20 protein-coding genes are annotated in these 26,601 nt (G+C 66.4%); 10 read left to right on the top strand and 10 right to left on the bottom strand.

Features of this window, described 5'->3' with window-relative positions; all coding sequences use genetic code 11:
* The first annotated feature begins 307 nt into the window (after nt 1–307).
* Nucleotides 308–1,405 (top strand): GlxA family transcriptional regulator, encoded by a 1,098-nt coding sequence (locus PJW05_RS01895; RefSeq protein WP_271410256.1) that lies wholly within the window; start codon nt 308–310, stop codon nt 1,403–1,405.
* A gap of 259 nt (nt 1,406–1,664) precedes the next feature.
* Here the strand turns inward: PJW05_RS01895 and PJW05_RS01900 are convergent, their stop codons facing one another.
* The 7 genes from PJW05_RS01900 to PJW05_RS01930 all read right to left on the bottom strand — a co-directional run bounded on the left by PJW05_RS01900 (nt 1,665) and on the right by PJW05_RS01930 (nt 10,002).
* On the bottom strand, nt 1,665–1,910 hold the full coding sequence (locus PJW05_RS01900) for a hypothetical protein (protein WP_271410257.1): 246 nt from the start codon (nt 1,908–1,910) through the stop codon (nt 1,665–1,667).
* Between the two features lie 31 nt (nt 1,911–1,941).
* Nucleotides 1,942–2,721: an electron transfer flavoprotein subunit beta gene (gene etfB, locus PJW05_RS01905; RefSeq protein ID WP_271410258.1), complete on the bottom strand. Its 780-nt coding sequence runs from the start codon at nt 2,719–2,721 to the stop codon at nt 1,942–1,944.
* Nucleotides 2,711–3,943 carry an electron transfer flavoprotein subunit alpha gene (etfA, locus tag PJW05_RS01910; protein WP_271410259.1) on the bottom strand — a complete coding sequence of 411 codons (1,233 nt, stop codon included), beginning with the start codon at nt 3,941–3,943 and terminating at the stop codon, nt 2,711–2,713. The genes etfB and etfA overlap by 11 nt, the downstream gene beginning before the upstream one ends.
* A 166-nt stretch (nt 3,944–4,109) precedes the next feature.
* Nucleotides 4,110–6,068: a dimethylglycine demethylation protein DgcB gene (gene dgcB / locus PJW05_RS01915; protein WP_271410260.1), complete on the bottom strand. Its 1,959-nt coding sequence runs from the start codon at nt 6,066–6,068 to the stop codon at nt 4,110–4,112.
* Nucleotides 6,069–6,236: 168 nt separating this feature from the next.
* Nucleotides 6,237–8,297 carry a dimethylglycine demethylation protein DgcA gene (gene dgcA, locus PJW05_RS01920; RefSeq protein WP_271410261.1) on the bottom strand — a complete coding sequence of 687 codons (2,061 nt, stop codon included), beginning with the start codon at nt 8,295–8,297 and terminating at the stop codon, nt 6,237–6,239.
* A gap of 15 nt (nt 8,298–8,312) precedes the next feature.
* Nucleotides 8,313–8,843 (bottom strand): DUF5943 domain-containing protein, encoded by a 531-nt coding sequence (locus PJW05_RS01925; protein WP_271410262.1) that lies wholly within the window; start codon nt 8,841–8,843, stop codon nt 8,313–8,315.
* A gap of 181 nt (nt 8,844–9,024) precedes the next feature.
* Nucleotides 9,025–10,002 carry a dipeptidase gene (locus PJW05_RS01930; RefSeq protein ID WP_271410263.1) on the bottom strand — a complete coding sequence of 326 codons (978 nt, stop codon included), beginning with the start codon at nt 10,000–10,002 and terminating at the stop codon, nt 9,025–9,027.
* A gap of 602 nt (nt 10,003–10,604) precedes the next feature.
* On the opposite strand from PJW05_RS01930, the gene PJW05_RS01935 reads away from it, so the two are divergent.
* Genes PJW05_RS01935 through PJW05_RS01950 form a run of 4 tightly spaced genes read left to right on the top strand, consistent with a single transcriptional unit; the run spans nt 10,605 to nt 15,731 of the window.
* Entirely contained in the window at nt 10,605–11,087 is a 483-nt protein-coding gene (locus tag PJW05_RS01935; protein WP_271410264.1) for a formate dehydrogenase subunit gamma, read from the top strand.
* Nucleotides 11,081–12,640: a formate dehydrogenase beta subunit gene (locus tag PJW05_RS01940; protein ID WP_271410265.1), complete on the top strand. Its 1,560-nt coding sequence runs from the start codon at nt 11,081–11,083 to the stop codon at nt 12,638–12,640. The genes PJW05_RS01935 and PJW05_RS01940 overlap by 7 nt, the downstream gene beginning before the upstream one ends.
* Complete coding sequence (gene fdhF / locus PJW05_RS01945; protein WP_271410266.1) at nt 12,637–15,513, top strand: formate dehydrogenase subunit alpha; 2,877 nt, start codon at nt 12,637–12,639, stop codon at nt 15,511–15,513. Before PJW05_RS01940 ends, fdhF begins: the two co-directional genes overlap by 4 nt.
* Entirely contained in the window at nt 15,510–15,731 is a 222-nt protein-coding gene (locus PJW05_RS01950; protein ID WP_271410267.1) for a formate dehydrogenase subunit delta, read from the top strand. The genes fdhF and PJW05_RS01950 overlap by 4 nt, the downstream gene beginning before the upstream one ends.
* 121 nt (nt 15,732–15,852) lie before the next feature.
* Here PJW05_RS01950 and PJW05_RS01955 read toward each other — a convergent pair whose 3' ends face one another.
* On the bottom strand, nt 15,853–16,821 hold the full coding sequence (locus tag PJW05_RS01955; RefSeq protein WP_271410268.1) for a GlxA family transcriptional regulator: 969 nt from the start codon (nt 16,819–16,821) through the stop codon (nt 15,853–15,855).
* 222 nt (nt 16,822–17,043) lie between these two features.
* Here PJW05_RS01955 and choX point away from each other — a divergent pair, with 222 nt between their 5' ends.
* From choX to PJW05_RS01975, 4 genes are all read left to right on the top strand, one after another.
* Nucleotides 17,044–17,982: a choline ABC transporter substrate-binding protein gene (choX, locus tag PJW05_RS01960; protein WP_271410269.1), complete on the top strand. Its 939-nt coding sequence runs from the start codon at nt 17,044–17,046 to the stop codon at nt 17,980–17,982.
* Between the two features lie 73 nt (nt 17,983–18,055).
* Nucleotides 18,056–18,940 carry a 3-keto-5-aminohexanoate cleavage protein gene (locus PJW05_RS01965; RefSeq protein ID WP_271410270.1) on the top strand — a complete coding sequence of 295 codons (885 nt, stop codon included), beginning with the start codon at nt 18,056–18,058 and terminating at the stop codon, nt 18,938–18,940.
* Between the two features lie 125 nt (nt 18,941–19,065).
* Nucleotides 19,066–20,031 (top strand): L-carnitine dehydrogenase, encoded by a 966-nt coding sequence (locus tag PJW05_RS01970; RefSeq protein ID WP_271410271.1) that lies wholly within the window; start codon nt 19,066–19,068, stop codon nt 20,029–20,031.
* A 59-nt stretch (nt 20,032–20,090) separates the two neighbouring features.
* The gene (locus PJW05_RS01975) at nt 20,091–20,570 is read left to right on the top strand and encodes a thioesterase family protein (RefSeq protein ID WP_271410272.1); all 480 of its coding nucleotides are present in this window, start codon (nt 20,091–20,093) and stop codon (nt 20,568–20,570) included.
* Between the two features lie 30 nt (nt 20,571–20,600).
* Here the strand turns inward: PJW05_RS01975 and PJW05_RS01980 are convergent, their stop codons facing one another.
* Nucleotides 20,601–21,233: a response regulator transcription factor gene (locus PJW05_RS01980; protein WP_271410273.1), complete on the bottom strand. Its 633-nt coding sequence runs from the start codon at nt 21,231–21,233 to the stop codon at nt 20,601–20,603.
* 562 nt (nt 21,234–21,795) lie between these two features.
* On the opposite strand from PJW05_RS01980, the gene PJW05_RS01985 reads away from it, so the two are divergent.
* Nucleotides 21,796–25,320 carry an ATP-binding protein gene (locus tag PJW05_RS01985; protein ID WP_442969238.1) on the top strand — a complete coding sequence of 1,175 codons (3,525 nt, stop codon included), beginning with the start codon at nt 21,796–21,798 and terminating at the stop codon, nt 25,318–25,320.
* Here PJW05_RS01985 and PJW05_RS01990 read toward each other — a convergent pair.
* Nucleotides 25,317–26,510 carry an EAL domain-containing response regulator gene (locus PJW05_RS01990; protein ID WP_271410275.1) on the bottom strand — a complete coding sequence of 398 codons (1,194 nt, stop codon included), beginning with the start codon at nt 26,508–26,510 and terminating at the stop codon, nt 25,317–25,319. The two genes, PJW05_RS01985 and PJW05_RS01990, sit on opposite strands and share 4 nt — an antisense overlap.
* Between the last annotated feature and the right edge of the window lie 91 nt (nt 26,511–26,601).

Consider the following 26,601-nt stretch of genomic DNA (forward strand, 5'->3'; position numbering starts at 1 on the left):
AACCGTTCGTCTGTTACTGAAGGTGCTGCCCGGCGATACGGGGTGACAGGCACTGACGAACGCAGTGCTACCGAAGTCCACAGGCCCCGGCACACGCGGGCTCTGGCGGTCGCAAACAGGATGATTCTGTCGCTCTCGCCTAGGCCTGCTGGCACGGGCCTTGGATGAATTGAAGCGTTTTTAGTTGAACGACCAATCAAACTAGGCACGGCGTTTGCCTAGATTTGGAATCTCCCGGATTGCCGTACCGGGCCATAACAAAAAGCTCCGAAATGGGGCTCCCGTGCCTAGCCTGAGGGTTTCGCTGATGTCACAGTTCAACCAAGGGGCCCAGCCCCAGAACCGTGTCCCCCAGTCCATCGGTTTCCTGCTGCTGGACAACTTCACTCTGATTTCCCTGGCATCCGCGGTGGAGCCGCTGCGTATGGCCAACCACCTCTCGGGCCGTGAGCTTTACCGCTGGTACACCCTCAGCCAGGACGGCCGGCCGGTCAGCGCCAGCGATGGTCTGCAGATCACCCCCGACAGCGGCCTGGACAGCGCCCCGGCGCTGGACGCCGTGATCGTCTGTGGCGGCGTCGATATCCAGCACAGTGTCAGCCGTGAACATGTGCACTGGCTGCAGGTGCAGGCCCGCCAGGGCCGTCAGCTGGGCGCCGTGTGCACCGGCAGTTGGGCGCTGGCCAAGGCCGGCCTGCTCGACGGCTTCGAGTGCAGCGTGCACTGGGAATGCCTGGCGGCCATGCAGGAAGCTTTCCCGCGCGCGGGCATCAGCACCCGCCTGTTCTCCATCGACCGCAACCGCAACACCTCCTCCGGCGGCACCGCGCCCATGGACATGATGCTGCACCTGATCGCCCGCGAGCACGGCCGCGAGCTGGCGGCGGCCATCTCCGAGATGTTCATCTACGAGCGCATCCGCAACGAGCAGGATCACCAGCGCGTGCCGCTCAAGCACATGCTCGGCACCAACCAGCCGAAGCTGCAGGAAATCGTCGCGCTGATGGAAGCCAACCTGGAGGAGCCCATCGACCTCGACGAACTGGCCTGCTACGTCGATGTTTCGCGTCGCCAGCTGGAGCGCCTGTTCCAGAAGTACCTGCACTGCTCGCCGTCGCGCTACTACCTCAAGCTGCGCCTGATCCGCGCGCGCCAGCTGCTGAAGCAGACCGCCATGTCGATCATCGAGGTGGCCTCGGTGTGCGGTTTCGTGTCCACCCCGCACTTCTCCAAATGCTACCGCGAGTATTTCGGCATCCCGCCGCGCGACGAGCGCGCTGGCCAGAATGCCAATGTGCTGGCGGTTATGCCGGTGCCGGACGAGCTGGTGCGTGCGCCTTCCACCGCCGGCGTGGCCCTCAGCCGCGCCCAGGGCGAGTCCACGTTTGCCAGTGTGAGGCTGTGAGCGGAACACCCAATTGCCCCCTCTCCCTCTGGGAGAGGGTTGGGGTGAGGGCCTGTGGGTAATGCAGGGACCTGAAGGACCGCCATCGCGAATGAGTTCGCTCCCACAAGGATCGTAGATCGGATGAAATTCGGGGAAATTCCAACCGCTGCTCCCGGATTGCATCCGTGCCACAGGCTATTCGTTCAGCCTTCAGCACTTCCGGTCTCGTAGGAATGAAAAAGGGCGCCAATGGCGCCCTTTGTCGTTTCCGTAATGCTCAGCGCGGCACCAGGGCCGGCAGCAGGGTCCGGGAAATGGCTTCGCGCACTTGCGGCAGCAGCGTGGCGCTGCCGCCCAGCAACTCCTCCACCAGACGCCGCAGGGCCACCGCGCGCTCCGGGCTGAGGCCGCTCACTGCCTGCTCGCACGCCTGCTCGGCGCTGACCCCCGGCGGGATGCTGATACCCAGCGCCACCAGACGCTCACGAAAGTCTTCCTGGTCGATCAGATCGGCATGCATCATCGCGCTATTCCTCTGCATTGGTGCCGCGCGATCAGCGCAGCACACCCTCTTCCAGCAACAGTTTGAAGATAGCTTCGGCGCCTGCCTGCGGCGAGACGTCCTTGAGCACCTGGCCGCCGCCGCCGGACGCCTTGGCGGTAGCCGCCTTCATCCGTTCGGCGCCAGTCTTGGCCTTGATCACCTTGAGCCGCTTGGGGCGCGGGCGGGCGGGCTGCAACTGGGCCTCGGCGAACAATACATCTTCCACCAGCTCCACGTCCTCAGCCTCGATGCGGCCGCGTCGGGCCGGGCCGAAGGCGCTCTGGCGCGCCGTCGGCGCGGCGTTGTCGACGCTGGCGAGGAACGGCAGGCGCACCTTCAGGCGGCGCCTCTGGCCACGGGGCAGGGCCTGCAGCACCTGGGCCACGCCATTCTCCACCTTCTCTACTTCGGCCAGGCCCACCACCAGCGGCCAGCCCAGGCGCTCGGCCAGCAGGTAGGGCAGCATGCCGGAGCCTTCGCCGGTTTCCGCCTGGCTGCCGGTGAGCACCAGCTGCGCGCCGCTCTCGCGGAGGAAGTCGCCGATGGGCGGCAGGGCGTCGTCCTGCGGTCCCTGTTCGAGGACGATGAGTTCCTCCAGGCCCATGCCCAAGTAGGCGCGCAGCGCCTCTTCATGGGGGTCGCCGGCATGCACTACGCGCAGACGCGGGCCGGCCAGGCGCAGGCCCAGCTCCACCGCGCGGGCGTCCTGGTCGGCGCGGCGCGCGCGGCCCGAGGTCGGGTGCGCGCCGATGGACACCAGGCTGACGATCTTCAATGCGTCATGCGGCATCACGTGCCCCTCCCTGACGGTATTCGTTGGCCAGTTGGATCAGGGCGGCGAGGATCGCGCCGGAGTCGCCGATCACGGAAAGATCGGCGCGTTTGATCATGTCGCAACCCGGGTCCATGTTCACCGCCACCACCTTGTCGCAGGCACCGATGCCCTGCAGGTGCTGGATAGCCCCGGAAATGCCCACCGCCAGGTAAACCCGCGCGGTGACCCAGGTACCGGTGGCGCCCACCTGGCGGTTGCGCGGCATGAAGCCGTCGTCTACCGCCACGCGCGAGGCGCCTTCGGTGGCGCCGAGGGCGCCGGCGGCCTGATGGAACAGGTTCCAGTCCTTCACGCCGTTGCCGCCGGAAAGGATGAACTCCGCTTCGGCCATGGGAATCTGCGCCGGGTCCACGGCCACCGGGCCGAGGTCCTCGATGCGTGGCAGGCTGTGGGCGATGCGGGTGGACAGTTCCAACTCGCGGGCTTCGTGGCGGGTTTCGCTGACCGGCTCGGCGCATTCGGCGGCGGCCAGGATCAGGCGCGGCACGGCGCGTACCAGGTCTTCGCGGCCCGCGCCGGCACGGCCTGTGGCCTGCTCGTTGGCCACTTGCCAGACGCGCGTGGCCGGGCGCTCGCCCAGCTTGGCGGCCAGGCGGCGGCCCAGCTCGCCGCCGCCGGTACGGCTGTCGGGCAGCAGCCAGTGGCGGGGTCTCAGCTGGCTTTCCACCGCGCTCAGCGCCAGTACCCGGGCCTCCGGCGAGTAGCCGTCGAATTCGTCGCCGTCGATGCGCAGGATGCGGTCCACGCCAGCGGTGTCGAACGCGCTTTCCTTGTCCTCGCCGAAGAGCACGGCGACCACCGCGCCTTCGCTGCCGGCCAGCTTGTTGGCCAGGCCGAGGAGGTCCTTGTCGTGGCTGGAAAGGCGGCCGCCGACCATGTCCGGCACCACGCAGATGTGGAAGACCGGTTGTTCGATGACATGCAGCGGCAACTGCACCACTTCAGTGGCGGTGCTGCGCTTGCCCGCGGTGCCCTGCTGGGCGCCGCTGCGGTCGATGCGCTTGAGGCCGTTGGGACCGATGAAGCCGGCCGCGGCGGCGTGGGGATTCTTGCGGATGATGCCGTTGGGGCCCATCCAGCTCGTCTGCCCCTGGGACTGCATGGCGGCATGCAGCGGGTGCAGGCGGTTGCGGGCGATCCACTCGGCGCGCGGGTCGCGGCGGATGATGTCGCTCATGCACAGGTCTCCATGGCTGCACGGATAACTCCCTCTCCCTTTGGGAGAGGGTTGGGGTGAGGGATGGTGGGCGTTCTGCGGAGGCCTGAGGCATCCCATACCCCCGACCCCTCTCCCGGAGGGAGAGGGGAGACAAGCAGAGAACGATCGGAGCTGAACGCCTTCATCACGCCACCTCCACGGCAGCTTTAGCCGCCGACGGCTTTTTTGCTTCGACCGGCACCTCGATCAGCACGTCGGCCACCAGTTCGGCAATGTCCTTGATCTCCGGACGCGGCGCCACGACACCTTCGAGCATCGCGGTGCATTGCGGGCAGCCCACGGCCACCAGTTCGGCGCCCGTTTCCTTGATGTCCACCATGCGCATGTCGGGAATCCGCTGCTTGCCGGGGATATCGGTGATCGGCGCGCCGCCGCCACCGCCGCAGCAACGGGAGCGGAAACCGGAGCGCTGCATTTCCTTCACCTCGATGCCGATGGCCTTGAGCACAGCGCGCGGTGCTTCGTACTCGCCGTTGTAGCGGCCGAGGTAGCAGGGGTCGTGGTAAGTCACGCTGCCGCCCTTGTGTTGGCCGAGGTTGAGGCTGCCGCCTTGCACCAGCTCGTTGATGAAGGTGCTGTGGTGCAGGACCTGGTAGTTGCCGCCCAGTGCGCCGTACTCATTCTTCAGTACGTGGAAGCTGTGCGGGTCGCAGGAAACGATCGTCTTGAAGCGGTACTGGTTCAAGGTGGCGATGTTGCGCTTGGCCAGTTGCTGGAAGGTCGCTTCGTCACCCAGGCGACGGGCCACGTCGCCGCTGTCGCGCTCTTCCAGGCCGAGCACGGCGAAATCGACGTTGGCGGCCTTCAGCACTTTCACGAAGGCGCGCAGGGTGCGCTGGTTACGCATGTCGAAGGCGCCGTCGCCGACCCAGAACAGCACCTCGGCCTGCTTCTTCTCGCTCATCAGCGGCAGGTTCAGGTCCGCTGCCCAGTTCAGCCGGCCGCCAGGGGCGAAGCCGCCGGGGTTGTCGGTGGCGATCAGGTTTTCCAGTACCTCGGCGCCCTTGTTCGGGGTGGCGCCCTTTTCCAGGGTGAGGTGGCGGCGCATGTCGACGATGGCATCGACGTGCTCGATCATCATCGGGCACTCCTCGACGCAGGCGCGGCAGGTGGTGCAGGACCAGAGGGTGTCCGCTTCCACCAGGCCCTTGCCACCCTGGACCACGATCGGCTGGTGCGGGCCGCCGGCGTGTTCGCCAAGCGGAATGCCCGGGTAGGGGCTGCCGGCGAACTTGGCGTCGTCGCCGCCGGCCAGGCCAATGACCATGTCCTGGATCAGCTTCTTCGGGTTCAGCGGCTGGCCGGCGGCGAACGCCGGGCACACCGCTTCGCACTTGCCGCACTGCACGCAGGCGTCGAAGCCGAGCAACTGGTTCCAGGTGAAATCGGTGGGTTTCTCCACGCCCAGCGGCGCTGCGGGATCGCTCAGGTCCAGGGCCTTGAGGCCGGTGGAGCGGCCGCCGCCGAAGCGCTCGGCACGGCGGTGCCAGGCCAGGTGCAGGGCGCCGGCGAAGGCGTGCTTCATCGGCCCGCCCCAGGTCATGCCGAAGAACAGTTCAGACACGCCCCAGGCCACGCCAATAGCCAGGATGCCGGCGAGCAGCCAGCCGCCGAAGCCTTCCGGCAGGATGCCGGCCACTGGCAGGGTGGCGATGAAGAAGCTCGCGGAGAACATCAGCAGGCTCTTCGGCAAGCGATTCCACGGGCCCTTCGACAGCCGTGCCGGCGGGTTACGGCGGCGCTTGGCGACGAACAGGGCGCCGACGAACATCAGCACGGTGGCCGCCAGCAGGGCGAAGCCGAGGATCTTGCTGTGCAGGCCGAAGCCGTGCACGACGATGGCCAGCAGCGCAGACAGCACGAAGCCGCCGGCGGTGGCCACGTGGGTCTTGGACATGTACTTGTCGCGCTCGACCACATGGTGGAGATCCACCAGGTAGCGACGCGGCATCTTCAGCAGGCCGCCGATCCAGTCGACCTTGGACGGCCGGCCCCGGCGCCACATGAAGAAGCGCTTCGCGGCGCCCAGCACGGCCAGCGCCAGGGCGGCGAAGAGCAGGAGGGGGAGAAGGGTGTTGAGCATTCTTTCTGGTCTCCTTGCAGGGACCGAATGGATAACGCCGAACCAGCTCCCTCTCCCCGTGGGGAGAGGGTTAGGGAGAGGGGGACGCCGGAAGCGCGGAAGCCGCCGGATTACCCTCTCCCCCCGCCCTCTCCCGCAAGCGGGAGAGGGGGCCGTCCGTGTGTGGGCTTAGAAGTCCTTGCACAACCGCAAGGCGTCGTAGATCGCCGCGTGGGTGTTGCGCTGGGCCACGCAGTCGCCGATGCGGAACAGCAGGTAGCCGTCGCCGGGCTCGGCGAGGCAGGGCTGCGGCTTGATGGCGAACAGCGCCTCGACGTCGATCTGGCCCTTGTTGCGTGAACCGTCCTTGAGGGCGTAGTACAGCGTCTCGTCCGGGCGCACGCCGTTCTCGATGACGATCTGGTCCACCACGCGTTCTTCGCGGGCGCCGGTGTATTCGTTCTCCAGCACCGCCACCACCTTGTCGCCCTCGCGGTAGACCTTTTCCAGCATCAGGTCGCCGGTCATGATCACTTCCTTCGGGTACATGCTGCGGTAGTAGGTGGGGAAGGTGGTGCCGCCCATGGCGATGCCCGGCTTGATGTCGTCGGTGACGATTTCCACCTGGGCACCCTTGTCGGCCAGGTAGTCCGCCGCCGACATGCCTCCGAACTCGCAGATGGTGTCGTACACCAGCACGTTCTTGCCCGGTGCCACGCTGCCGTCGAGGATGTCCCAGCTGCTCACCACCAGGCCTTCGGCCGCGCCCCAGTGCTCGTTCTGCTCGATGAACGGGTGGCCGCCGTTGGCCAGCACGACGATATCCGGCTTGAGGTCGAGAATGGCCTCGGGATTGGCCGCGGTACCCAAGCGCAGGTCGACGCCGAGGCGGGCGATCTCCAACTGGTACCAGCGGGTGATGCCGGCGATCTGGTCGCGCTGCGGGGCCTTGGCGGCGATGGTGATCTGGCCGCCCAACTGGTCCTTCTTCTCGAACAGGGTGACGTCATGGCCACGCTCGGCCGCCACGCGGGCCGCTTCCATGCCGGCGGGGCCGCCGCCCACCACCACCACCTTGCGCTTGACGCCGGTGGTCTTCTCGATGATGTGCGGAACGCCCATGTACTCGCGGGAGGTGGCGGCGTTCTGGATGCACAGCACGTCCAGGCCCTGGTACTGGCGGTCGATGCAGTAGTTGGCGCCGACGCATTGCTTGATCTGGTCCACCTGGCCCATCTTGATCTTGGCGATCAGGTGCGGGTCGGCGATGTGGGCGCGGGTCATGCCCACCATGTCCACGTAGCCGCCTTCGAGGATGCGGGTGGCCTGGTTCGGGTCCTTGATGTTCTGCGCGTGCAGCACCGGCACGTTGACCACTTCCTTGATGCCGGCCGCCAGGTGCAGGAAGGGCTCCGGCGGGAAGCTCATGTTGGGGATCACGTTGGCCAGGGTGTTGTGGGTGTCGCAGCCGGAACCCACCACGCCGATGAAGTCGATCATGCCAGTGTCGCTGTAGTACTTGGCGATCTGCTTCATGTCCTCGTGGGACAGGCCGTCCGGGTGGAATTCGTCGCCGCAGATGCGCATGCCGACGCAGAAATCGTCGCCCACTTCGGCGCGCACGGCCTTGAGCACTTCCAGGCCGAACTTCATGCGGCCCTCGAAGGTGCCGCCCCATTCGTCGCTGCGCTTGTTGACGCGCGGGCTCCAGAACTGGTCGATCATGTGCTGGTGCACGGCGGACAGTTCGACGCCGTCCAGGCCGCCTTCCTTGGCCCGGCGTGCGGCCTGGGCGTAGTTGCCGATCACCCGCCAGATCTCTTCGACCTCGATGGTCTTGCAGGTGGCGCGGTGCACGGGCTCGCGGATGCCGGAGGGCGACATCAGGGTCGGCCAGTTGAAGCCGTCCCAGCGCGAGCGGCGACCCATGTGGGTAATCTGGATCATGATCTTGGCGCCGTGCTTGTGCATGGCGTCGGCCAGGTTCTGGAAGTGCGGGATGATCCGGTCGGTGGACAGGTTCACCGAGCTCCACCATTCCTGCGGGCTGTCGATGGCGACCACCGAGGAGCCGCCGCAGATGGCCAGGCCGATACCGCCCTTGGCCTTCTCCTCGTAGTACTTCACGTAACGCTCGGTGGTCATGCCGCCGTCGGTGGCGTAGACCTCGGCGTGGGCGGTGGACAGCACACGGTTGCGGATGGTGAGTTTGCCGATCTGGATCGGCTGGAACATTGCTTCGAATGCCATGACCCTTTCCTCGCCTTACAGGGGTTTGACGATGAACAGGCCGTCGTCGTGGCCTTCTTCCGAACCGCTGTAGACCTGTTCGGCGACAGTGCGGACGCTGCTGCCACGGGCCGCGAGAATCTGGTCCATGGCGCCGGCGAACCAGCCGGTGAACATGTAGTCGACCTTGCGGCCCACCTTGCCGTACACGTAGACGAAGGCGGAGTGCTTCAGGCGTACCTGGGCGGTGCCCTTGTCGAGGTCGATGGATTCGATCTGGAACAGGCCCCAGCCGCGCTGGGACAGGCGCTTCATGTAGTGCTCGAACACCGCCACGCCTTCCAGGCCATGGCATTCGGCTTCCTTCTCGCACCAGTGCCAGGCGGATTTGTAGCCGGCCTTGTAGAGGATCTCGGCGTAGCGCTCCGGGCCCAGCTCGGCTTCGATGCCCATGTGGTTGTTCACGAAGAAGTGACGGGGCACGTAGAGCATCGGCAGGGCGTCGGTGGTCCAGACACCGGTTTCGCTGTCGACTTCGATGGGCATTTCGGGGGCGTGTTTGGCCATGTTGTTCTAGCTCCGGAATTCGATGTTCAAGGTGCGCTGGGGCTTGCGTAGGTTGGTGCCGAGCCTGCGAAGCCCAACACTGGGCTCGCAGAGGCGGCCAGCGGCGTTATCGGGTTGTTCGTGCGGGGCCTTGGGCCTCGTTCCTCGGCGCCAACCTACCGGGCGCCGAGAGAGGGAGCGTTTATTCGCCCCAGACGTCCTTGAGTACGCGGACCCAGTTCTCGCCCATCACCTTGCGCACCACGCGCTCGGGCATGCCGCGCTTGAGCAGGGTTTCGGTGAGGTTGGGGAACTCGCCCACGGTGCGGATGCCCAGCGGGTTGACGATCTTGCCGAAGTTGGTCAGGCGGCGGGCGTAACCCTTGTCGTGGGTCAGCCACTCGAAGAAATCCTTGCCATGCCCCTGGGTGAAGTCGGTGCCGATGCCGATGGCGTCCTCGCCGACGATGTTCATCACGTACTCGATGGCCTCGGCGTAGTCGTCGATGGTCGAGTCGATGCCCTTGGCGAGGAAGGGCGCGAACATGGTCACGCCGACGAAGCCGCCGTGATCGGCGATGAACTTCAGTTCTTCATCGGACTTGTTGCGCGGGTGTTCCTTCAGGCCGGACGGCAGGCAGTGGGAGTAGCAGACCGGCTTCTTCGATTCGAGGATGACCTCCTCGGAGGTCTTGGAGCCGACGTGGGACAGGTCGCACATGACGCCGACGCGGTTCATCTCGGCGACGATCTCGCGACCGAAGCCGGAGAGGCCGCCGTCGCGCTCGTAGCAGCCGGTGCCCACCAGGTTCTGGGTGTTGTAGCACATCTGCACGATGCCCACGCCGAGCTGCTTGAAGACTTCCACGTAGCCGATCTGGTCCTCGAACGCATGGGCATTCTGGAAGCCGTAGAGGATGCCGGTCTTGCCCAGCTCCTTGGCCTTGCGGATGTCGGCGGTGGTGCGCACCGGGATTACCAGGTCGCTGTTCTCGCGGATCAGCTTGTTGCTCGCGGTGATGTTGTTCACCGTTGCCTGGAAGCCTTCCCAGACCGACACGGTGCAGTTGGCCGCGGTGAGACCGCCCTTGCGCATGTCTTCGAAGAGTTCGCGGTTCCATTTGGCGATGATCAGACCGTCGATGACGATGCTGTCGGCGTGCAGTTCGGCTGGGCTCATCAGGCTGTCCCCTGTTATCCATGCGCCGAATCTTCTGCCGGCGCTTTGGGGGGAGCATATCCCCGGGGAATTCGGCGCTATCGCGCAAAAGCGACCGGGGTATTGCCGAAAGCGTCAAGCCGGTCGCGAATGGGTAAGCGGGGTTCGGAACCGCCGCTCTGGTGGGGCCGGCGGAGGAGGTGGGACTGAGGCTTGTGGGGGCGAATTCATTCGCTAAGCAGGCCGCAGGCCTGCCATCTGGTCGGAATTGGGGCGGCTGCGCCACCCATGGCGATTGAAATCGCCCCCACACAAGAGCCGCAGGTCCGTCCCCTGCCAACTCCTGATCCGAACTGCCTATAAAGAAGGAACCGGAGTCCGATTTCCCGCCCCGGCGTCCAAGGTCGGTTTCAGAATGCGCAGGGTCGTTCGGGTGAAATTTCCGAATGACAAGGATGGCAAGCTCCCCCAATGCCCCTACAAGTGCGCGAAGACGCCCGGCCGGGGCGCACAAGGACGGCCGCCAGCGAGGCCACGCATCCGTGACGTGGCGGGTGAGCCGCAGCCGACGACCTCCGGACGACCGGCATCGGTCAATTGTCCGTGACCGTGAGGAATGCTGTATGTCTGATGAGACGCTTCATCTGCCACTGATCCAGAGCGTGCTGGAGCGCGAGAAGGACACCGCCGGTGCCCTGCTGCCGGTCCTCCACGCCATCCAGGACGGCGCCGGGTATATCCCCGATATCGCCATCCCCGAGATCGCCCACGCCCTCAACCTCAGCCTGGCCGAGGTGCGCGGAGTGATCAGCTTCTACCACGACTTCCGCACCACGCCGCCGGCACGCCACACCCTGCGCCTGTGCCGCGCCGAATCCTGCCAGAGCCTGGGCGCCGAGCGCCTGGCCGAACAACTGCGCGAGCAACTGGCGCTGGACGACCACGGCACCAGCGCCGACGGCCGGATCAGCCTGCGGCCGGTCTATTGCCTGGGCGCCTGCGCCTGCTCGCCGGCCCTGGAACTGGACGGCCAGCTGCATGCGCGGCTTACCCCCGAGCGCCTGCGTGCGCTGGTGAACGGCTGCCTGGAGGACGGGACATGCTGAGGCTGTGCATTCCCTGCGATTCCGTGGCCCGCGCCGTGGGCGCGGACGAGGTGGCCGTGGCGCTGGCCCGTGAGGCCGAAAAACGGAACCTGCCGCTTGAAATTAAACGCACCAGCTCCCGTGGCCTTTATTGGCTGGAGCCGCTGCTGGAGCTGGAAACCGACGAAGGCCGCCTGGGCTTCGGCCCGCTGGCCGTCGAGGACGTGCCTGCGCTGCTGGATGCCCTGTGCGACGAGCCAGGCCGTCACCCGCTGGCACTGGGGCCGGTGGAGGCGATTCCCTACCTGAAGAGCCAGCAGCGCTTGCTCTTCGCCCGCGCGGGGATCACCCGGCCGCTGTCGCTGGATGACTATCGTGCCCAGGGCGGTTTCGAGGGGCTGACCCGTGCGATCGGCCAGAGCGGTGACGAGATCGTCGCCGCCGTGCTGGATTCCGGCCTGCGTGGCCGTGGCGGCGCGGCTTTTCCGGCGGGCATCAAGTGGCGCACCGTGCGCGGCGCCGTGGCGGAACAGAAATATGTGGTGTGCAACGCCGACGAAGGCGACTCCGGCACCTTCGCCGACCGCATGCTGATGGAAGGCGACCCCTTCCTGCTGATCGAGGGCATGGCCATCGCCGGCCTCGCGGTGGGCGCCACCTACGGCTACCTCTACGTGCGCTCCGAATACCCACAGGCGGTGCAGACCCTGCGCGAGGCGATCGACCTTGCGCGCGAGGCCGGCTATCTCGGCGCCAATGTCGGCGGCAGTGGCCGGGCCTTCGACCTGGAAGTGCGGGTCGGGGCCGGTGCCTATATCTGCGGCGAGGAAACCGCGCTGCTGGATTCCCTGGAAGGCAAGCGCGGCGTGGTCCGCGCCAAGCCGCCGCTGCCGGCGCTGGAGGGCCTGTTCGGCTTGCCGACCCTGGTGCACAACGTGCTCACCCTGGCCTCGGTGCCGGTCATCCTGGCCCGTGGCGCCCAGTACTATCGCGATTTCGGCATGGGCCGCTCCCTCGGCACCATGCCCTTCCAACTGGCTGGCAACGTCCGCCACGGCGGCCTGGTGGAACGCGCCTTCGGCCTGACCCTGCGGGAATTGGTGGAGGGCTACGGTGGAGGCACCGCCAGTGGCCGGCCGCTCAAGGCCGCCCAGGTGGGCGGCCCGCTGGGGGCCTGGGTGCCGCCGGCGCAGTTCGATACGCCGCTGGATTACGAGGCCTTCGCCGCCATGGGGGCCATGCTCGGCCACGGTGGCGTGGTGGTGGCCGACGACAGCCTGGACATGGCCCACATGGCGCGCTTCGCCCTGCAGTTCTGCGCGGAGGAGTCCTGTGGCAAGTGCACTCCCTGCCGCATCGGCTCCACCCGTGGCGTGGAAGTGGTGGACCGCCTGCTGGCGGCGACCGACGCCGCCGCGCGGGACGAGCAGGTGATCCTGCTCAAGGACCTCTGCGACACCCTGACCTATGGCTCCCTCTGCGCCCTGGGTGGCATGACGGCCTACCCGGTGACCAGCGCGCTCAAGCATTTCCCCGCCGACTTCGGTCTGGAGACCTCGGAGGCCGACCAATGATCAACCTCTTCGACCCCGCCAGCGACATCGACCTCGGCACCCCGGCTCGCGAGAGCGAGGTGCAGGTCAGCCTGACCATCGATGGCCGCGAGATCAGCGTACCCGCCGGCACTTCGGTGATGCGGGCCGCCGCGCTGCTCGGCACCACCATTCCCAAACTCTGCGCCACCGACAGCCTGGAAGCCTTCGGCTCCTGCCGCATGTGCCTGGTGGAAATCGACGGCATGCGCGGCTACCCGGCTTCCTGCACCACGCCGGTGAGCGAGGGCATGGTGGTCCACACCCAGACACCCAAACTCGCCACCCTGCGGCGCAACGTCATGGAGCTGTACATCTCCGACCACCCGCTGGACTGCCTGACCTGCTCGGCCAACGGCAACTGCGAGCTGCAGACGGTGGCCGGCCAGGTGGGCCTGCGCGAAGTGCGTTACGGCTATGAAGGCGCCAACCACCTGGACGAGCAGAAGGACGTCTCCAACCCCTATTTCGACTACGACCCGAGCAAGTGCATCGTCTGCAACCGCTGCGTACGCGCCTGCGAGGAAACCCAGGGCACCTTCGCCCTGACCATCAGCGGTCGCGGTTTCGAGTCGCGGGTGGCAGCGGCCGGCGGCGAGGACTTCCTCGACTCCGAATGCGTCTCCTGCGGCGCCTGCGTGCAGGCCTGCCCGACCGCCACCCTGATGGAAAAGAGCGTGGTGGAAATGGGCCAGCCGGAGCGCAGCGTCATCACCACCTGCGCCTACTGCGGGGTGGGATGCTCCTTCCGCGCCGAGATGAAGGGCGACCAACTGGTGCGCATGGTCCCGGACAAGAATGGCCAGGCCAACCATGGCCATTCCTGTGTGAAAGGCCGTTTCGCCTGGGGCTACGCCACCCACCCGGACCGCATCACCAAGCCGATGATCCGCAAGCACATCAGCGATCCCTGGCAGGAAGTCAGCTGGGAAGAGGCGGTGAACTACGCCGCCGGCGAGTTCCGCCGCATCCAGCTCAAGTACGGGCGCGACTCCATCGGCGGCATCACCTCCAGTCGCTGCACCAACGAAGAGACCTATCTGGTGCAGAAGCTGGTGCGTGCCGGCTTCGGCAACAACAACGTCGACACCTGCGCGCGGGTCTGCCACTCGCCCACCGGCTACGGCCTCAAGCAGACCCTGGGAGAATCCGCCGGGACCCAGAGCTTCGACTCGGTAATGCAGTCCGACGTGGTGCTGGTGATCGGCGCCAACCCCACCGACGCGCACCCGGTGTTCGCCTCCCAGCTCAAGCGCCGCCTGCGCCAGGGGGCGCGGCTGATCGTCATCGACCCTCGACGCATTGACCTGGTGAACTCGCCCCATGCCCGCGCCGAGCTGCACCTGGCGCTGCGTCCGGGCACCAACGTGGCCATGCTCAACGCCCTGGCCCACGTGATCGTCACCGAGGGCCTGGTCAGTCAGGACTTCGTCGATGCCCGTTGCGAGGCGGCCGACTTCGCCCGCTGGCGCGAGTTCGTCGGCAAGCCGGAGAACTCGCCCGAAGCCATGGGGCCGATCTGCGGCGTATCGCCTGACGATATCCGCGCTGCCGCGCGGCTCTACGCCACCGGCGGCAACGCGGCCATCTACTACGGCCTGGGCGTGACCGAGCACAGCCAGGGCAGTACGGCGGTAATGGGGATCGCCAACCTGGCGATGGTCACCGGCAACATCGGCCGCGAAGGCGTTGGCGTGAACCCGTTGCGGGGGCAGAACAACGTGCAGGGCTCCTGCGACATGGGCTCCTTCCCCCACGAGTTGCCGGGCTACCGGCATGTTTCCAACGAGGCGGTGCGCAACCAGTTCGAACAGGCCTGGGGCGTCACCCTGCAGCCCGACCCGGGCCTGCGCATCCCTAACATGTTCGAGGCGGCCCTGGCCGGCAGCTTCAAGGCGCTCTACTGCCAGGGCGAGGACATCGCCCAGAGCGACCCCAACACCCAGCACGTCACCGCCGCGCTGTCGGCCATGGAATGCGTGGTGGTGCAGGACATCTTCCTCAACGAAACCGCCAAGTTCGCCCACGTGTTCCTGCCGGGCAGTTCCTTCCTGGAGAAGGACGGCACCTTCACCAACGCCGAGCGGCGCATCTCCCGCGTGCGCAAGGTGATGGAGCCGCTCGGCGGCAAGGCCGACTGGGAAGCCACCGTGGCCCTGGCCAATGCCCTGGGCTACCGCATGGACTATCGGCACCCGTCCGAGATCATGGACGAGATCGCCCGCCTGACGCCGACCTTCCACAACGTCAGCTACGCCGCGCTGGATCGTCACGGCAGCCTGCAATGGCCCTGCAACGAAGCCGCGCCGGATGGTACGCCGACCATGCACATCGACGCCTTCGTGCGTGGCAAGGGGCGCTTCATGCTCACCGGCTACGTGCCCAGCGAAGAGAAGGTCAACAGCCGCTACCCGCTGTTGCTGACCACCGGGCGCATCCTCAGCCAGTACAACGTTGGCGCCCAGACGCGGCGCACCGACAACGTGGCCTGGCATGAGGAGGACCGCCTGGAAATCCACCCGAGCGACGCCGAAAGCCGTGGCATCGCCGAAGGCGACTGGGTCGGCGTGGGCAGCCGCGCCGGCCAGACGGTGCTGCGCGCCAAGGTCAGCGAGCGGGTGGCGCCGGGGGTGGTTTACACCACCTTCCATTTCCCCGAGTCGGGGGCCAACGTCATCACCACCGACAACTCCGACTGGGCCACCAACTGCCCGGAATACAAGGTCACGGCAGTGGAGGTCACACGGGTCTACCAACCCTCCGAATGGCAGAAGCGCTATCAGCAGTTCAGTGACGAACAGCGGCGTCTGCTGAAGGAGCGTCGCAGGACGGAAAAAGCGGAGGCACGCCGATGAGCACCGACAACCTGATCAAGATGGCCAACCAGATTGCCCAGTTTTTCGCCAGCGAGCCGGACCGGGAGCAAGCCGTGAAAGGCGTGCAGCAGCATCTGCAGAGCTTCTGGACCCCGGCCATGCGCATCGAACTGATGGCCTGGCAGGTGGAACACCACGGTGAGAGCCTGCACCCCCTGGTGCAGGCCGCCCTGGCGGAGCAGGGCAGGGCGGTGTAGTCGACTGAGGGGGCTCTTCTTCCTTGTGGGGGCGAATTCATTCGCTGTGGGCAGCGCAGCTGCCCCCCTGCAAGGTCAATGGCAGGCCTGCGTCCAGCATGGCGAATGAATTCGCCCCCCATCACCCCATCCGCTGTACCACCTCCTGATCCGGATGCTCGTGCCGGTCCTGGCTGGGGCGGGTGGCGAAGCGCGCACGGTAGGCGCGGGAGAAGTAGGAGGAGGACTCGAAGCCACAGGCCAGTGCTACTTCCAGCACGCTCATGTCGGTCTGGCGCAGCAGTTGGCGGGCCTTGTCCAGGCGCAGGCCGAGGTAGAAGTTCGACGGTGTTTCCTTCAGGTGCAGGCGGAACAGCCGTTCCAGCTGGCGCGGGGTGACGTTCACGCGCTCGGCCAGTTCCCGCGAGTTCAGGGGTGTCTCGCTGTGCCGCTGCATCTCGCCGATCACGTGCACCAGCTTCTTGTTGTGCACATTGAAGCGGCTGGCGATCTGCATGCGCTGGTGATCCTGCTGGGTGCGGATGCGGCCGAGCACGAACTGTTCGGACACTTGCAGCGCCAGGGCTTCGCCGTGGGCGCGGGCGATCAGGGTGAGCATCAGGTCGAGGCTGGCGGTGCCGCCGGCACTGGTGATGCGCCGCCCATCGATCTCGAAGAGTTCCTGGGTGACGGCGAGCGTCGGGTAGCGTTCCTGGAAGGCTTCGATGGCTTCCCAGTGCAGGGTGAGGCGCTGCCGGGAGAACAGCTCGGCCTCGGCCAGCACGAAGCTGCCGGTGTCGATGCCGCCCAGCAACAGGCCATCGCGCTCGGCACGGTGGAGCCAGTGGGCCAGGCGCGGGCCGAAGCTGGCCAGTGGTTCGAAACCGGCCACCAGGAACAGCGCATCGCCCTCGGCCGGCGTCTCCAGCCCCTCATCCACGTTCAACGACATGCCGTTGCTGCCCGCCACCGGGCCGCCATCCAGGCTGAGCAGGCGCCAGCGGTAGAGTTCGCCGCGAAAACGATTGGCCACGCGCAGCGGCTCGATGGCCGACATCAGGCCCATCATGGAAAAGCCCGGCAACAGGAGAAAGCTGAAGGTCTGGGACATGGACGCTTTCCGCGAAAGGGATAAGGCACTAAAAGACACTGTGTTGATGAGTGCAAGAAAGGTGGTCGTTCCTGTTCAACAGGTGGTCGCTTTAGTTCGAATCGACACGGGTCGGGCTGCGTAATTTGTGTCCATCGGGCCACCGTGGTGCCCGACAACGGAAGGGGCCGCCCCCGGCCCCTGAACAACAAATACAACCGTTTGGCCGCAAGGGGAGCATCGATGAAACGTCTTACCGCATTCGCAGGTTGCTGTCTGTTCGCCCTGTCCAGCACCGCCGCACTCGCCGCCGAAGACGCCAGTTGCCAGAAGATCCGCGTGGGCGTGGTCGGCTGGACCGACGTTGTCGCCACCACCGCTGTCGCCAACGAACTGCTCGGCAGCCTGGGTTACCAGACCACCCAGACCCAGGCTTCGCAGCAGATCATCTTCGCCGGCATCCAGAAGAATCAGATCGACGTCTTCCTCGGCTACTGGAAGCCGATCATGGATGACAACATCAAGCCGTTCCTGGCGTCCAAATCGGTCAAGGTCGCCGCCGAGCCGTCGCTGAACGACGCCATCGCCGTGCTCGCCGTTCCCACCTACACCGCCGAACAGGGTCTGCGCACCTTCGCCGATATCGCGAAGTTCAAGGACCAACTGGATGGCAAGATCTACGGCATCGAGTCTGGCTCCGGCGCCAACACGGCGATCCAGAAGATGATCGACACCAACCAGTTCGGGCTGGGCGGTTTCAAGCTGATCGAGTCCAGCGAGGCGGCCATGCTCACCGCTGTCAAGCGCGCGGTGAAGAACAACAAGCCGGTGGTGTTCTTCGGCTGGAAGCCGCACCCGATGAATATCCAGATGCCCATCACCTACCTGACCGGCAGTGAAGATGTGTTCGGCCCCAACGACGGCGCCGCTACCGTTTCCACCGTCACCGCCCCCGACTTCGCCCAGCGTTGCCCCAACGCCGATCGCCTGCTGGCCAACCTGCGCTTCACCAGCGACCAGGAAGCCCAGCTGATGCAGCCGATCATGGACCGCGAAGACCCGGCCAAGGTCGCCCGCGAATGGCTCAAGGCCAATCCGGAAGTGGTCAAGGGCTGGCTCGCCGGGGTGACCACCTTCGACGGCAGAAACGGCGTCGACAGCGCCCTCGCATCGCTCAAGTAACGCACCGCAACGCCCAGTGCGCGGGTACGCCCGCGCACGGCCTCCGATCGCCTCGCAGAAGGATGAAACAACCGTGAACCATGAAGTCATAGTCACCTGTGCCGTCACCGGCGCCGGCGATACCGTCGGCAAGCACCCGGCCATTCCTGTCACCCCGAAGGAAATCGCCGCCGCCGCCATCGAGGCCGCCAAGGCCGGCGCTACCGTCGCCCACTGCCACGTGCGCGATCCGAAGACCGGCAAGCCCAGCCGTGACGTGGCGCTGTACCGCGAGGTGGTCGAGCGTATCCGTGAAAGCGACACCGACATCATCATCAACCTCACTGCCGGCATGGGCGGTGACCTGGAGATCGGCAAGGGCGAGCAGCCCCTGGAGTTCGGCACCGGTACCGACCTGGTCGGCCCGCTGGAGCGCCTGGCCCATGTCGAGGAGCTGCTGCCGGAAATCTGCACCCTGGACTGCGGCACCCTGAACTTCGGCGATGGCGACTTCATCTACGTGTCCACCCCGGCCCAGCTGCGTGCGGGGGCCAAGCGCATCACCGAGCTCGGCGTGAAGGCCGAGCTGGAAATCTTCGACACCGGTCACCTCTGGTTCGCCAAGCAGATGCTCAAGGAAGGCCTGCTGGAAGACCCGCTGATCCAGATCTGCCTGGGCATCCCGTGGGGCGCACCGGCCGACACCACCACGATGAAGGCCATGGCCGACAACCTGCCGGCCGGCATTACCTGGGCCGGCTTCGGCATCGGCCGCATGCAGATGCCGATGGTGGCTCAGGCCATGCTGCTGGGCGGCAACGTGCGGGTGGGGCTGGAGGACAACATCTGGCTGGATCGCGGCGTACATGCCAGCAACGGTCAGTTGGTGGAGCGCGCCATCGAGATCATCGAGCGTCTCGGCGGCCGCGCCCTGACGCCGGCCGAGGGCCGCGAAAAGATGAAGCTCAAGCGCCGCTGACTGTCTCCCCTCTCCCTCCGGGAGAGGGGGCGGGGATGAGGGGCAGCAGTTCGCACCCGACCGCCCCATAGCGCACCCACTGCCATTTCCCGGATTGCATCCGGGCTACAAGATCAGGAGCCACCATGTCCTTCGTCACCCGGATCAAGACCTTCGCCGCCCTCGGTAGCGGCGTCATCGGCAGCGGCTGGATCGCCCGCGCCCTGGCCCATGGCCTCGATGTCGTCGCCTGGGACCCGGCACCCGGCGCCGAGGCCGCCCTGCGGGCGCGCATCGCCAACGCCTGGCCGGCCCTGCAGAAGCAGGGGCTGGCGCCCGGCGCGTCCCAGGACCGCCTGCGCTTCGTCGAGACCATCGAAGAATGTGTGCGCGATGCCGACTTCATCCAAGAGAGCGCGCCGGAACGGCTCGACCTCAAGCTCGACCTGCACGCGAAAATCAGCGCGGCGGCGCGGCCCGATGTGATCATCGGTTCCAGCACCTCCGGCCTGCTGCCCAGCGAGTTCTACGCCGACTCCCGCCATCCCGAACGCTGCGTGGTGGGCCACCCGTTCAACCCGGTCTATCTGCTGCCGTTGGTGGAGGTGGTCGGGGGTGAGCGGACTGCGCCCGAGGCCGTGCAGGCGGCTATCGAGATCTATACCGCGCTGGGTATGCGCCCGCTGCATGTGCGCAAGGAAGTGCCGGGCTTCATCGCCGATCGTCTGCTGGAAGCGCTGTGGCGCGAGGCGCTGCACCTGGTCAACGACGGCGTGGCCAGCACCGGCGAGATCGACGACGCCATCCGCTTCGGTGCCGGGCTGCGCTGGTCCTTCATGGGCACCTTCCTCACCTATACCCTGGCGGGCGGCAATGCCGGCATGCGCCACTTCATGGCCCAGTTCGGTCCGGCCCTGCAATTGCCCTGGACCTACCTGCCGGCGCCGGAACTCACCGAAACCCTGATCGACCGGGTGGTGGAGGGGACGTCCGAGCAACAGGGCTCGCGCAGCATCGCCGAGCTGGAACGCTATCGTGACGACTGTCTGCTGGCGGTGCTCGGTGCCATCAAGGACACCAAGGCAGCGCACGGCTTCGCTTTCGCCGATTGACCGTCAGCCGGGCCTCACAGGCCCGGCGCCAGGCCCGAACCCAGCACCGGAGCGCATGTATGCCCACCGCCCTGACCACGTACCGTACCGCCATCCTGCCCGATTGGGTGGATTACAACGGCCACCTGCGGGACGCCTTCTACCTGCTGATTTTCAGTTACGCCACCGATGCGCTGATGGACGGGATAGGCCTCGACGAACAGGGGCGCGCCGCGACCGGCCACACGCTGTTCACCCTGGAATGCCACCTCAACTACCTGGCGGAAGTTAAGTTGGGCGCCGACGTGGAGGTGCGTACCCAACTGCTCGCCCATGACGCCAAGCGGCTGCATATCCACCACGGGTTGTACCGGTGCGGCGAGGAAGAGCTGCTGGCGGCCAGCGAACAGATGCTGATGAACGTGGAGGCCGAATCGTCGCGCTCGGCGGTCTTTGCCGCTGCCGTGGCGGGCAGGGTCGAGGCCCTGGCGGCGGCTCATTGCGAGCTGCCGAGGCCTCGGCATGTGGGCTGTGTGATAGGTCTTCCGCCGCCTCGCTGAGGCGGCGTCGGCCGGGGGATGCGTCGTGGCTCAGGTCGAGGGCATCACGTAGCGGCGGGCAAAGTCGATCAGATCGACCTGGTTGCGGGTTTTCAGCTTGTCCATCAAGCGGGATTTGTAGGTGCTCACCGTCTTGTGGCTGATGAACAACTGCTTGGCGATTTCCTGGTTGTTCTTGCCATTGGCCAGGTTCTGCAAAACCGCCAGCTCGCGGTCGGAGAGGGTATCCAGCAGATGGCTGTCGCTGGAACCGCCCGACTGGGTGTTGGCAGGCAGGTGCACGGTGCTGGGGAACAGGCTGTAGCCGGAAAGTACCGAACGCACCGCGGAGATCAGGCTGACCGCCTGTTCCTGCTTGGACAGGTAGCCGGTGGCGCCAGCCTGAAGGCAGCGGTTGGCATAGAGCGACGCCGGCAGCGACGTCAGCACCAGTACCTTGAGGTTGGCGTCCATTCCGCTCAGTCGTCCCAGGACTTCCAGGCCATCGAGCTTGGGAATGGCGATGTCCAGAATCACCAGGTCCGGGCGCAGCGAGCGGGCCAGGCTCAGGCCCTCGACGCCGCTTTCCGTCTCACCGACGACGTCATAGTCTTCCCGCTCCAGCAGGACGCGGGTGGCGAACCGAATCATCGGCTGGTTATCGATCAGCAATACTTTGTTCATCCGTAACTTCTCCTTTATCGGCCACCCTTCGTGTGCCCAGGGTTTCTGTTTCCTGGGAACTTCCGTTGGGCGTCGTGAGTTGAGTGCTGACAGCCGGAGACGCGTTTTCGAGAAAACCTGTGCGCCTGTCTAATCGGACAAGTTGGTTTCCGTGGGGTTTTTCGTCAGAATCTGGCACGTTCCAAGTTGGAAAAGTTCAGACGCTCGACTTGAAACTTCCATGTACTGTCGGAAAAAGTGCGTTGGCCAGCAGGTAATGCACTTCGGCAATCAGCATGTATGTAGGGCTGGAAGTATATTTCCGAGCCTGGTGCCCAGGCGGTTTATGGGAAGTTTCCTACAGGACATGTAGGCGAAGGAGTTGCCGCCGATTTGCGGCCCATCGTGAGCGGGGCTTCGATTGATGTTGTTGACCTTCTTGTCCATGGGGTGGTCCCCATCGCCGCCCGGCCTGCCCTGGCTCGCGGTGCTTGTCCGGGCTTTCTGCTTGTCCTGCCTGCTGGCGGTCGCGCCGGAACTTTTCGCGGCACCGGAGCCGCCGGCCCGCTTCCTCTCCAGCCCGATGGTGGTCGACCACCGGGACCTGTCAATCGCCGAGGAAGACTGGCGCTGGCTGCGGGAAAAGCGCGAGCTGGTGATGGGCATCACGGTCCGGGACCTCGAACCGCTCGAGATCAACCAGCACGACGGCGCCTACGAGGGCATCGTTGCCGACGCCACCATGCTGGTCGGGAAGCTTCTGGGATTGCAGGTGCGCTTGCGCGAGTACCCGGATCGGCAGGCGCTGCTCGACGCATTGCTCAGGCGCGAAGTGGACATGGTCGTCGGCCCGCAAGCGGAAGGCACGGGAAGGCCCGTTGCCCACAGCCGCCCCATGATCACCGACCGCCTGGCGCTGTTTCGCCGCTACAAGGACGCCGGTCCCTTCCCGCAGGACCTGGCGGGCGTGAACGTGGCGGTGACGGCAGAACATGCGCCGCTGCTCGCCCGGCTCTATCCGACGGCACACCGGCTGGATGCCGCGTCCATCGACGAGGCGATGGCGCTGGTCGCGTTCGGCCAGGCCGAGTTGTTGCTGGGAGACTTCCTCCTGGTGTCCTACCGGGCCAATCGCATCTTCAACGGGCTGGTCGAGTTCGAGCGTTTCCCCGAAGGCGCCGATACCAGTCTGGGTTTCATGGTACGGGCGGAAAACCAACGCTTGCTGCACAGCCTGGACGGTGCCCTGCGCGCCGCCGGCCGGACCTGGATGGATGACATCGTCCGTGGCTGGGTGGGCAGTGGGCTGATGCCGCTCAGTCGACCGCTGCCGCTGACGCCGGCCGAATCGAACTGGGTGAAGCGCAACCCGGTGGTGCGCCTGATGATCGGCGACGACCTGGCCCCAGGGGCCTATTTCGACGACCAGGGCCGGTTCCGTGGCTTCTTCGCCGACCTGCTGGACGTGGTGCGGTTGCAGACCGGCCTGCGCTTCACGGCCGTCAGCGGTCCGAGCAGTGCCGCCCGACAGATCGAGAGCCTGCTGCAGGGGCGGACGGATCTGGCGATCCTCAGCGCGAGCCGGACGCGCGAGGCGCGCATGCGCTTCACCCGCGCCATCGCCCGCGTGCCCTTCGCGCTGGTGGGGCGCGTCGATGCCGCACCGCCCTCCGCCACGTCGGAAAAAGTGCGTATCGCCCTGGCCAAGGGAAACGTGGCTGAAGCCGAGCTGAATGCGGCGTATCCGGGAAGCCAGTTGATCGAGTCGGATTCCACGCCGGACTCCATGAACCTGGTGGCGGCCGGGCGGGCGGACTATGCGCTGGTCGCCATGCCCATGGCGCGCTACTACCTGGCGAACCTGTTCAGTGACCGGCTGTCGATCGTCGCCATGGCGAATATCAGGCCGGCGACCCTCAACTTCGCTGTCGGCCGGGACGATGGCGAACTGCAGTCGATCATCGACAAGGTGCTGGCGAGTCTGCCGCCGGGAGAGCTCAATGCCATGGCCAGCAACTGGCGCGCCATGCCGGGCAGGAGCCCGCAATCCTGGCGCGACTACGGCACGGTGATCCAGCGGATCGTCCTCGCCGCCGGCGTAGTGCTTCTGTTGGCACTGGCCTGGGTCCTGCGCCTGCGCCGCGAGGTGCGTCGGCGACAGCTCGCCGAGCGGAAGCTCAACGATGAGCTGCAGTTCGTCGCGACCCTGACCGACAGCATGCCGCCACCTCTCTACGTACGGGATACCGAGGGACGTCTGCTGTCGTGCAACCGCAGCTACCTGGCCAGTATCGGCCTGCCGCTGGAGGCGGTGCGCGGTCGCACCGCGCTCGACCTGCCAGCCGACGTATTCGAGGCGGCGCCGGAGTTCCATCGCCTGTATCTGCGGGCCATGGCCGAGGGCGGCATGATTCAGGGCGTGCATGCGATCCGTCAGGGTGATCGTGAGCTGTGGATCGACCACTGGGTCCAGCCCTTCCAGGATTCCGCCGGCACGCTCAAGGGCGTGATCTGCGGCTGGCTCGACATCACCGAGCACCGCCGCCTGGTCGCGGAACTGGAGGCGGCGAAGAACCTGGCGGACGAGGCCAGCCGTGCCAAGACCACCTTCCTGGCGACCATGAGCCACGAAATCCGCACCCCCATGAACGCGGTGATCGGCATCCTCGAATTGGCACTGAAGCGGGCCGGCGACCGCCCCATCGACCCGTCCAGTATCGAGGTCGCCTACGGGTCGGCGCGCAGCCTGCTGGCGCTGATCGGCGACATCCTAGACATCGCCCGCATCGAGTCCGGCCGCCTCAGCCTCGCGCCGCACCGGGCCAACCTGCGTGAACTGGTGGAGTCGGTGGCGCGGGTGTTCGACGGGCTGGCGCGGCAGAAACGGCTGAGCCTGGTGCTCGAGATCGATTCCAGCATCCAGGGCGATGTGCTGGTGGATGCCCTGCGTTTCAAGCAGATCCTTTCCAACCTGGTCAGCAACGCGATCAAGTTCACCCGCGAGGGCAGCGTCCGCCTGCAGATCGAGGGCGAGGCGCTGGAGGATGGACTGCTGCGCGTGCACCTGCGCGTCGAGGACACCGGCATCGGCATCTCGGCGGACGACCAGAACCGCCTGTTCCGGCCCTTTGCCCAGGTGGAGCGGGGCTATCACCAGACCGAAGGCACCGGCCTGGGGTTGGTCATCAGCCGTTCCCTCTGCGAGATGATGGGTGGCCGTCTGAACCTGTCCAGCGCCCCAGGCGAGGGCACTCAGGTTGACGTGGAACTGCGCCTGCACCGCCTCGATCCGGTCGACGAGCCGGGTCGTGCCGAGCCTGCCGCTGCATCGCTGCCGCGCCGGCTGCGGGTGCTGGTGGTGGACGATCACCCGGTCAACCGGCAGATCCTTGCCCAGCAACTGGGGTATCTGGGGCACGAGGTGATGGAGGCGGAAAACGGTGTGGAGGCCCTCGCGGCCTGGCAGTCGCAACCTTTTGATGTCGTCGCCACGGATTGCCATATGCCGCGGATGAGCGGCGCCGACCTTGCCCGTGCCATTCGCGCCGAGGAGGCGGAGGGCGCGCGAGTACCGGCGCTGATCCTCGGGTTGACCGCCGATGCCCAGCCGGAAGAAGTCGAGCGCGGCATGCAGGCGGGCATGGACGACTGCCTGATCAAGCCCATCGGGCTCGATCTGCTGGAGGAGAAGCTCCGGGCCGCTGCGGGCGGCGAGCCTGTGGTCGAAGCGGAGCCGGCGCAGCCTGAGGCCGAGACTGGGGCCCTGTTCGACCTGGCGCCGTTGACACCCCTTACCGGCGGCGATGCGAGCCTGATCCGCAACCTGGTGAACGAACTGCTGGAAACCAACCGGCGGGACCTGGAACCCTTGGCCGTCCTGGCCGAACAGGGCGACGCCCCGGGCCTGGCGGAACTCGCGCACCGGCTCAAGGGCGCGGCGCGGGTGGTCAGGGCGGAGCCCCTGATCGCCGCATGCGTGAGCCTGGAGCAGGCTTGTCGGCAGCCGGTCCCGGAACCTGAGTCCCTGCGCCGGGACGCCGACGCCTTGCGCCAGGCGATGCTCGAACTGGAGCGTGGATTGCTGAGGCGGATGGCCGAGGAGGCTTAGTGAAGAGCGGGGCGGGATTGCTTGCTCAGCAGCGCGCTGAAACTGTCGCGGTCCATCGGCCGATGGAAGAGGAAGCCCTGGGCCACCCGGCAGCCGAATGACCTGAGTCGCTCGCGCTGCTCGATGGTTTCCACGCCTTCCACCACCAGGGTCATGCCCATGGCGTTGGCCAGGGCCACGGCGCTGCCGATGACCGCGCCGCTGCGTGGCTGGTTGTCCAGTTTGCGGACGAAGGCGGCGTCCAGCTTGAGTTGGCTGAAGGGCAGTTCGCAGAGGCGGTCGAGGGAGGAGTAGCCCGCGCCGAAGTCGTCCATGGCCAGTTCGCAACCCATCAGGCGCAGCCGCACCAGGTTTTCCAGGCTGGCGGCCGGGGCCTCCAGCAGGCCGGTTTCGGTCAGCTCGAAGGTCAGCCCCGAACCCGGCAGACCAGTGGCCTCCAGGGACTTTTCGATGCGTTTGACGAGCGCGTGGTTGCTCAACTGCCGGGGCTGGAGGTTGAAGGCGAGGTTCACTTGGCGGTTGCCGAGGCTGAGAGCCTGCTGCAGGGCCAGACCCTGCTCGAAGAGCTGCCAGAACAGGCGGTCCATCAGGTCGTTGGCTTCCATCAGCGGGAGGAACTGCGATGGCGGCAGCAGGCCGCGCTGGGGGTGGCGCCAGCGCGCGAGGACCTCGGCGCCCAGCGTGGCCCCGCTGTCCAGGCACACCTTGGGTTGGTAGAACGCCTCGAACTCGCCGCGTTCCAGGGCCTGGAAAATGTCCTCCAGGCCGGGCGCCTCGGCATCCTGGCCGGGGCGGCGGCAGTCGCTCGCATGGGGATGGCGCCCGATCAGCGTGGCGGCGCGTTCGAGGTCGAAGGGCTTGCCCAGGTCGCCGAGGAAGTTCAGCCCCAGGCAGCGGGTCATGGTGATGGTTGCCTGGCGCAGTTCCGGTGCCACTTCGCTGCTGAGGATCACTGAGCGGATGACGCCGGCCTGGCTGGCATGGCGCAGAAAGGCCAGGCCGTCCATGCCCGCCATGCGCAGGTCGCACAGGACGACGTCGACGCCGCCGCAGGCTTCGAGCCGGGCCAGGGCCTCGGCGCCATCGGCGGCTTCGTGGATGCGTTCGAGCCCCAGTTGGCGCAGGGCGGTGACGGCGATCAGGCGCTGGAAGGGTTCGTCTTCCAGAACCAGGATGCTCAATTGCTTCATGAGAGGCTCGACAGGATTTCGGAGAAAGATCAAGTTACTGAGGACCGAGGCGTCTAAGCTAGGCGACGTTTCGTAGGAATTTGTAGGAAAA

This window comes from Pseudomonas sp. Q1-7, assembly GCF_028010285.1.
In the GTDB taxonomy this organism is placed as follows: domain Bacteria; phylum Pseudomonadota; class Gammaproteobacteria; order Pseudomonadales; family Pseudomonadaceae; genus Metapseudomonas.

What these genes read in the sequence shown, in the direction of transcription:
- PJW05_RS01895 (WP_271410256.1), top strand. Translation starts at nt 308, where the DNA reads ATGTCACAGTTCAACCAAGGGGCCCAGCCCCAGAACCGTGTCCCCCAG.
- PJW05_RS01900 (WP_271410257.1), bottom strand. Translation starts at nt 1,910, where the DNA reads ATGATGCATGCCGATCTGATCGACCAGGAAGACTTTCGTGAGCGTCTG.
- etfB (WP_271410258.1), bottom strand. Translation starts at nt 2,721, where the DNA reads ATGCCGCATGACGCATTGAAGATCGTCAGCCTGGTGTCCATCGGCGCG.
- etfA (WP_271410259.1), bottom strand. Translation starts at nt 3,943, where the DNA reads ATGAGCGACATCATCCGCCGCGACCCGCGCGCCGAGTGGATCGCCCGC.
- dgcB (WP_271410260.1), bottom strand. Translation starts at nt 6,068, where the DNA reads ATGCTCAACACCCTTCTCCCCCTCCTGCTCTTCGCCGCCCTGGCGCTG.
- dgcA (WP_271410261.1), bottom strand. Translation starts at nt 8,297, where the DNA reads ATGGCATTCGAAGCAATGTTCCAGCCGATCCAGATCGGCAAACTCACC.
- PJW05_RS01925 (WP_271410262.1), bottom strand. Translation starts at nt 8,843, where the DNA reads ATGGCCAAACACGCCCCCGAAATGCCCATCGAAGTCGACAGCGAAACC.
- PJW05_RS01930 (WP_271410263.1), bottom strand. Translation starts at nt 10,002, where the DNA reads ATGAGCCCAGCCGAACTGCACGCCGACAGCATCGTCATCGACGGTCTG.
- PJW05_RS01935 (WP_271410264.1), top strand. Translation starts at nt 10,605, where the DNA reads ATGTCTGATGAGACGCTTCATCTGCCACTGATCCAGAGCGTGCTGGAG.
- PJW05_RS01940 (WP_271410265.1), top strand. Translation starts at nt 11,081, where the DNA reads ATGCTGAGGCTGTGCATTCCCTGCGATTCCGTGGCCCGCGCCGTGGGC.
- fdhF (WP_271410266.1), top strand. Translation starts at nt 12,637, where the DNA reads ATGATCAACCTCTTCGACCCCGCCAGCGACATCGACCTCGGCACCCCG.
- PJW05_RS01950 (WP_271410267.1), top strand. Translation starts at nt 15,510, where the DNA reads ATGAGCACCGACAACCTGATCAAGATGGCCAACCAGATTGCCCAGTTT.
- PJW05_RS01955 (WP_271410268.1), bottom strand. Translation starts at nt 16,821, where the DNA reads ATGTCCCAGACCTTCAGCTTTCTCCTGTTGCCGGGCTTTTCCATGATG.
- choX (WP_271410269.1), top strand. Translation starts at nt 17,044, where the DNA reads ATGAAACGTCTTACCGCATTCGCAGGTTGCTGTCTGTTCGCCCTGTCC.
- PJW05_RS01970 (WP_271410271.1), top strand. Translation starts at nt 19,066, where the DNA reads ATGTCCTTCGTCACCCGGATCAAGACCTTCGCCGCCCTCGGTAGCGGC.
- PJW05_RS01975 (WP_271410272.1), top strand. Translation starts at nt 20,091, where the DNA reads ATGCCCACCGCCCTGACCACGTACCGTACCGCCATCCTGCCCGATTGG.
- PJW05_RS01980 (WP_271410273.1), bottom strand. Translation starts at nt 21,233, where the DNA reads ATGAACAAAGTATTGCTGATCGATAACCAGCCGATGATTCGGTTCGCC.
- PJW05_RS01985 (WP_442969238.1), top strand. Translation starts at nt 21,796, where the DNA reads ATGGTGGTCGACCACCGGGACCTGTCAATCGCCGAGGAAGACTGGCGC.
- PJW05_RS01990 (WP_271410275.1), bottom strand. Translation starts at nt 26,510, where the DNA reads ATGAAGCAATTGAGCATCCTGGTTCTGGAAGACGAACCCTTCCAGCGC.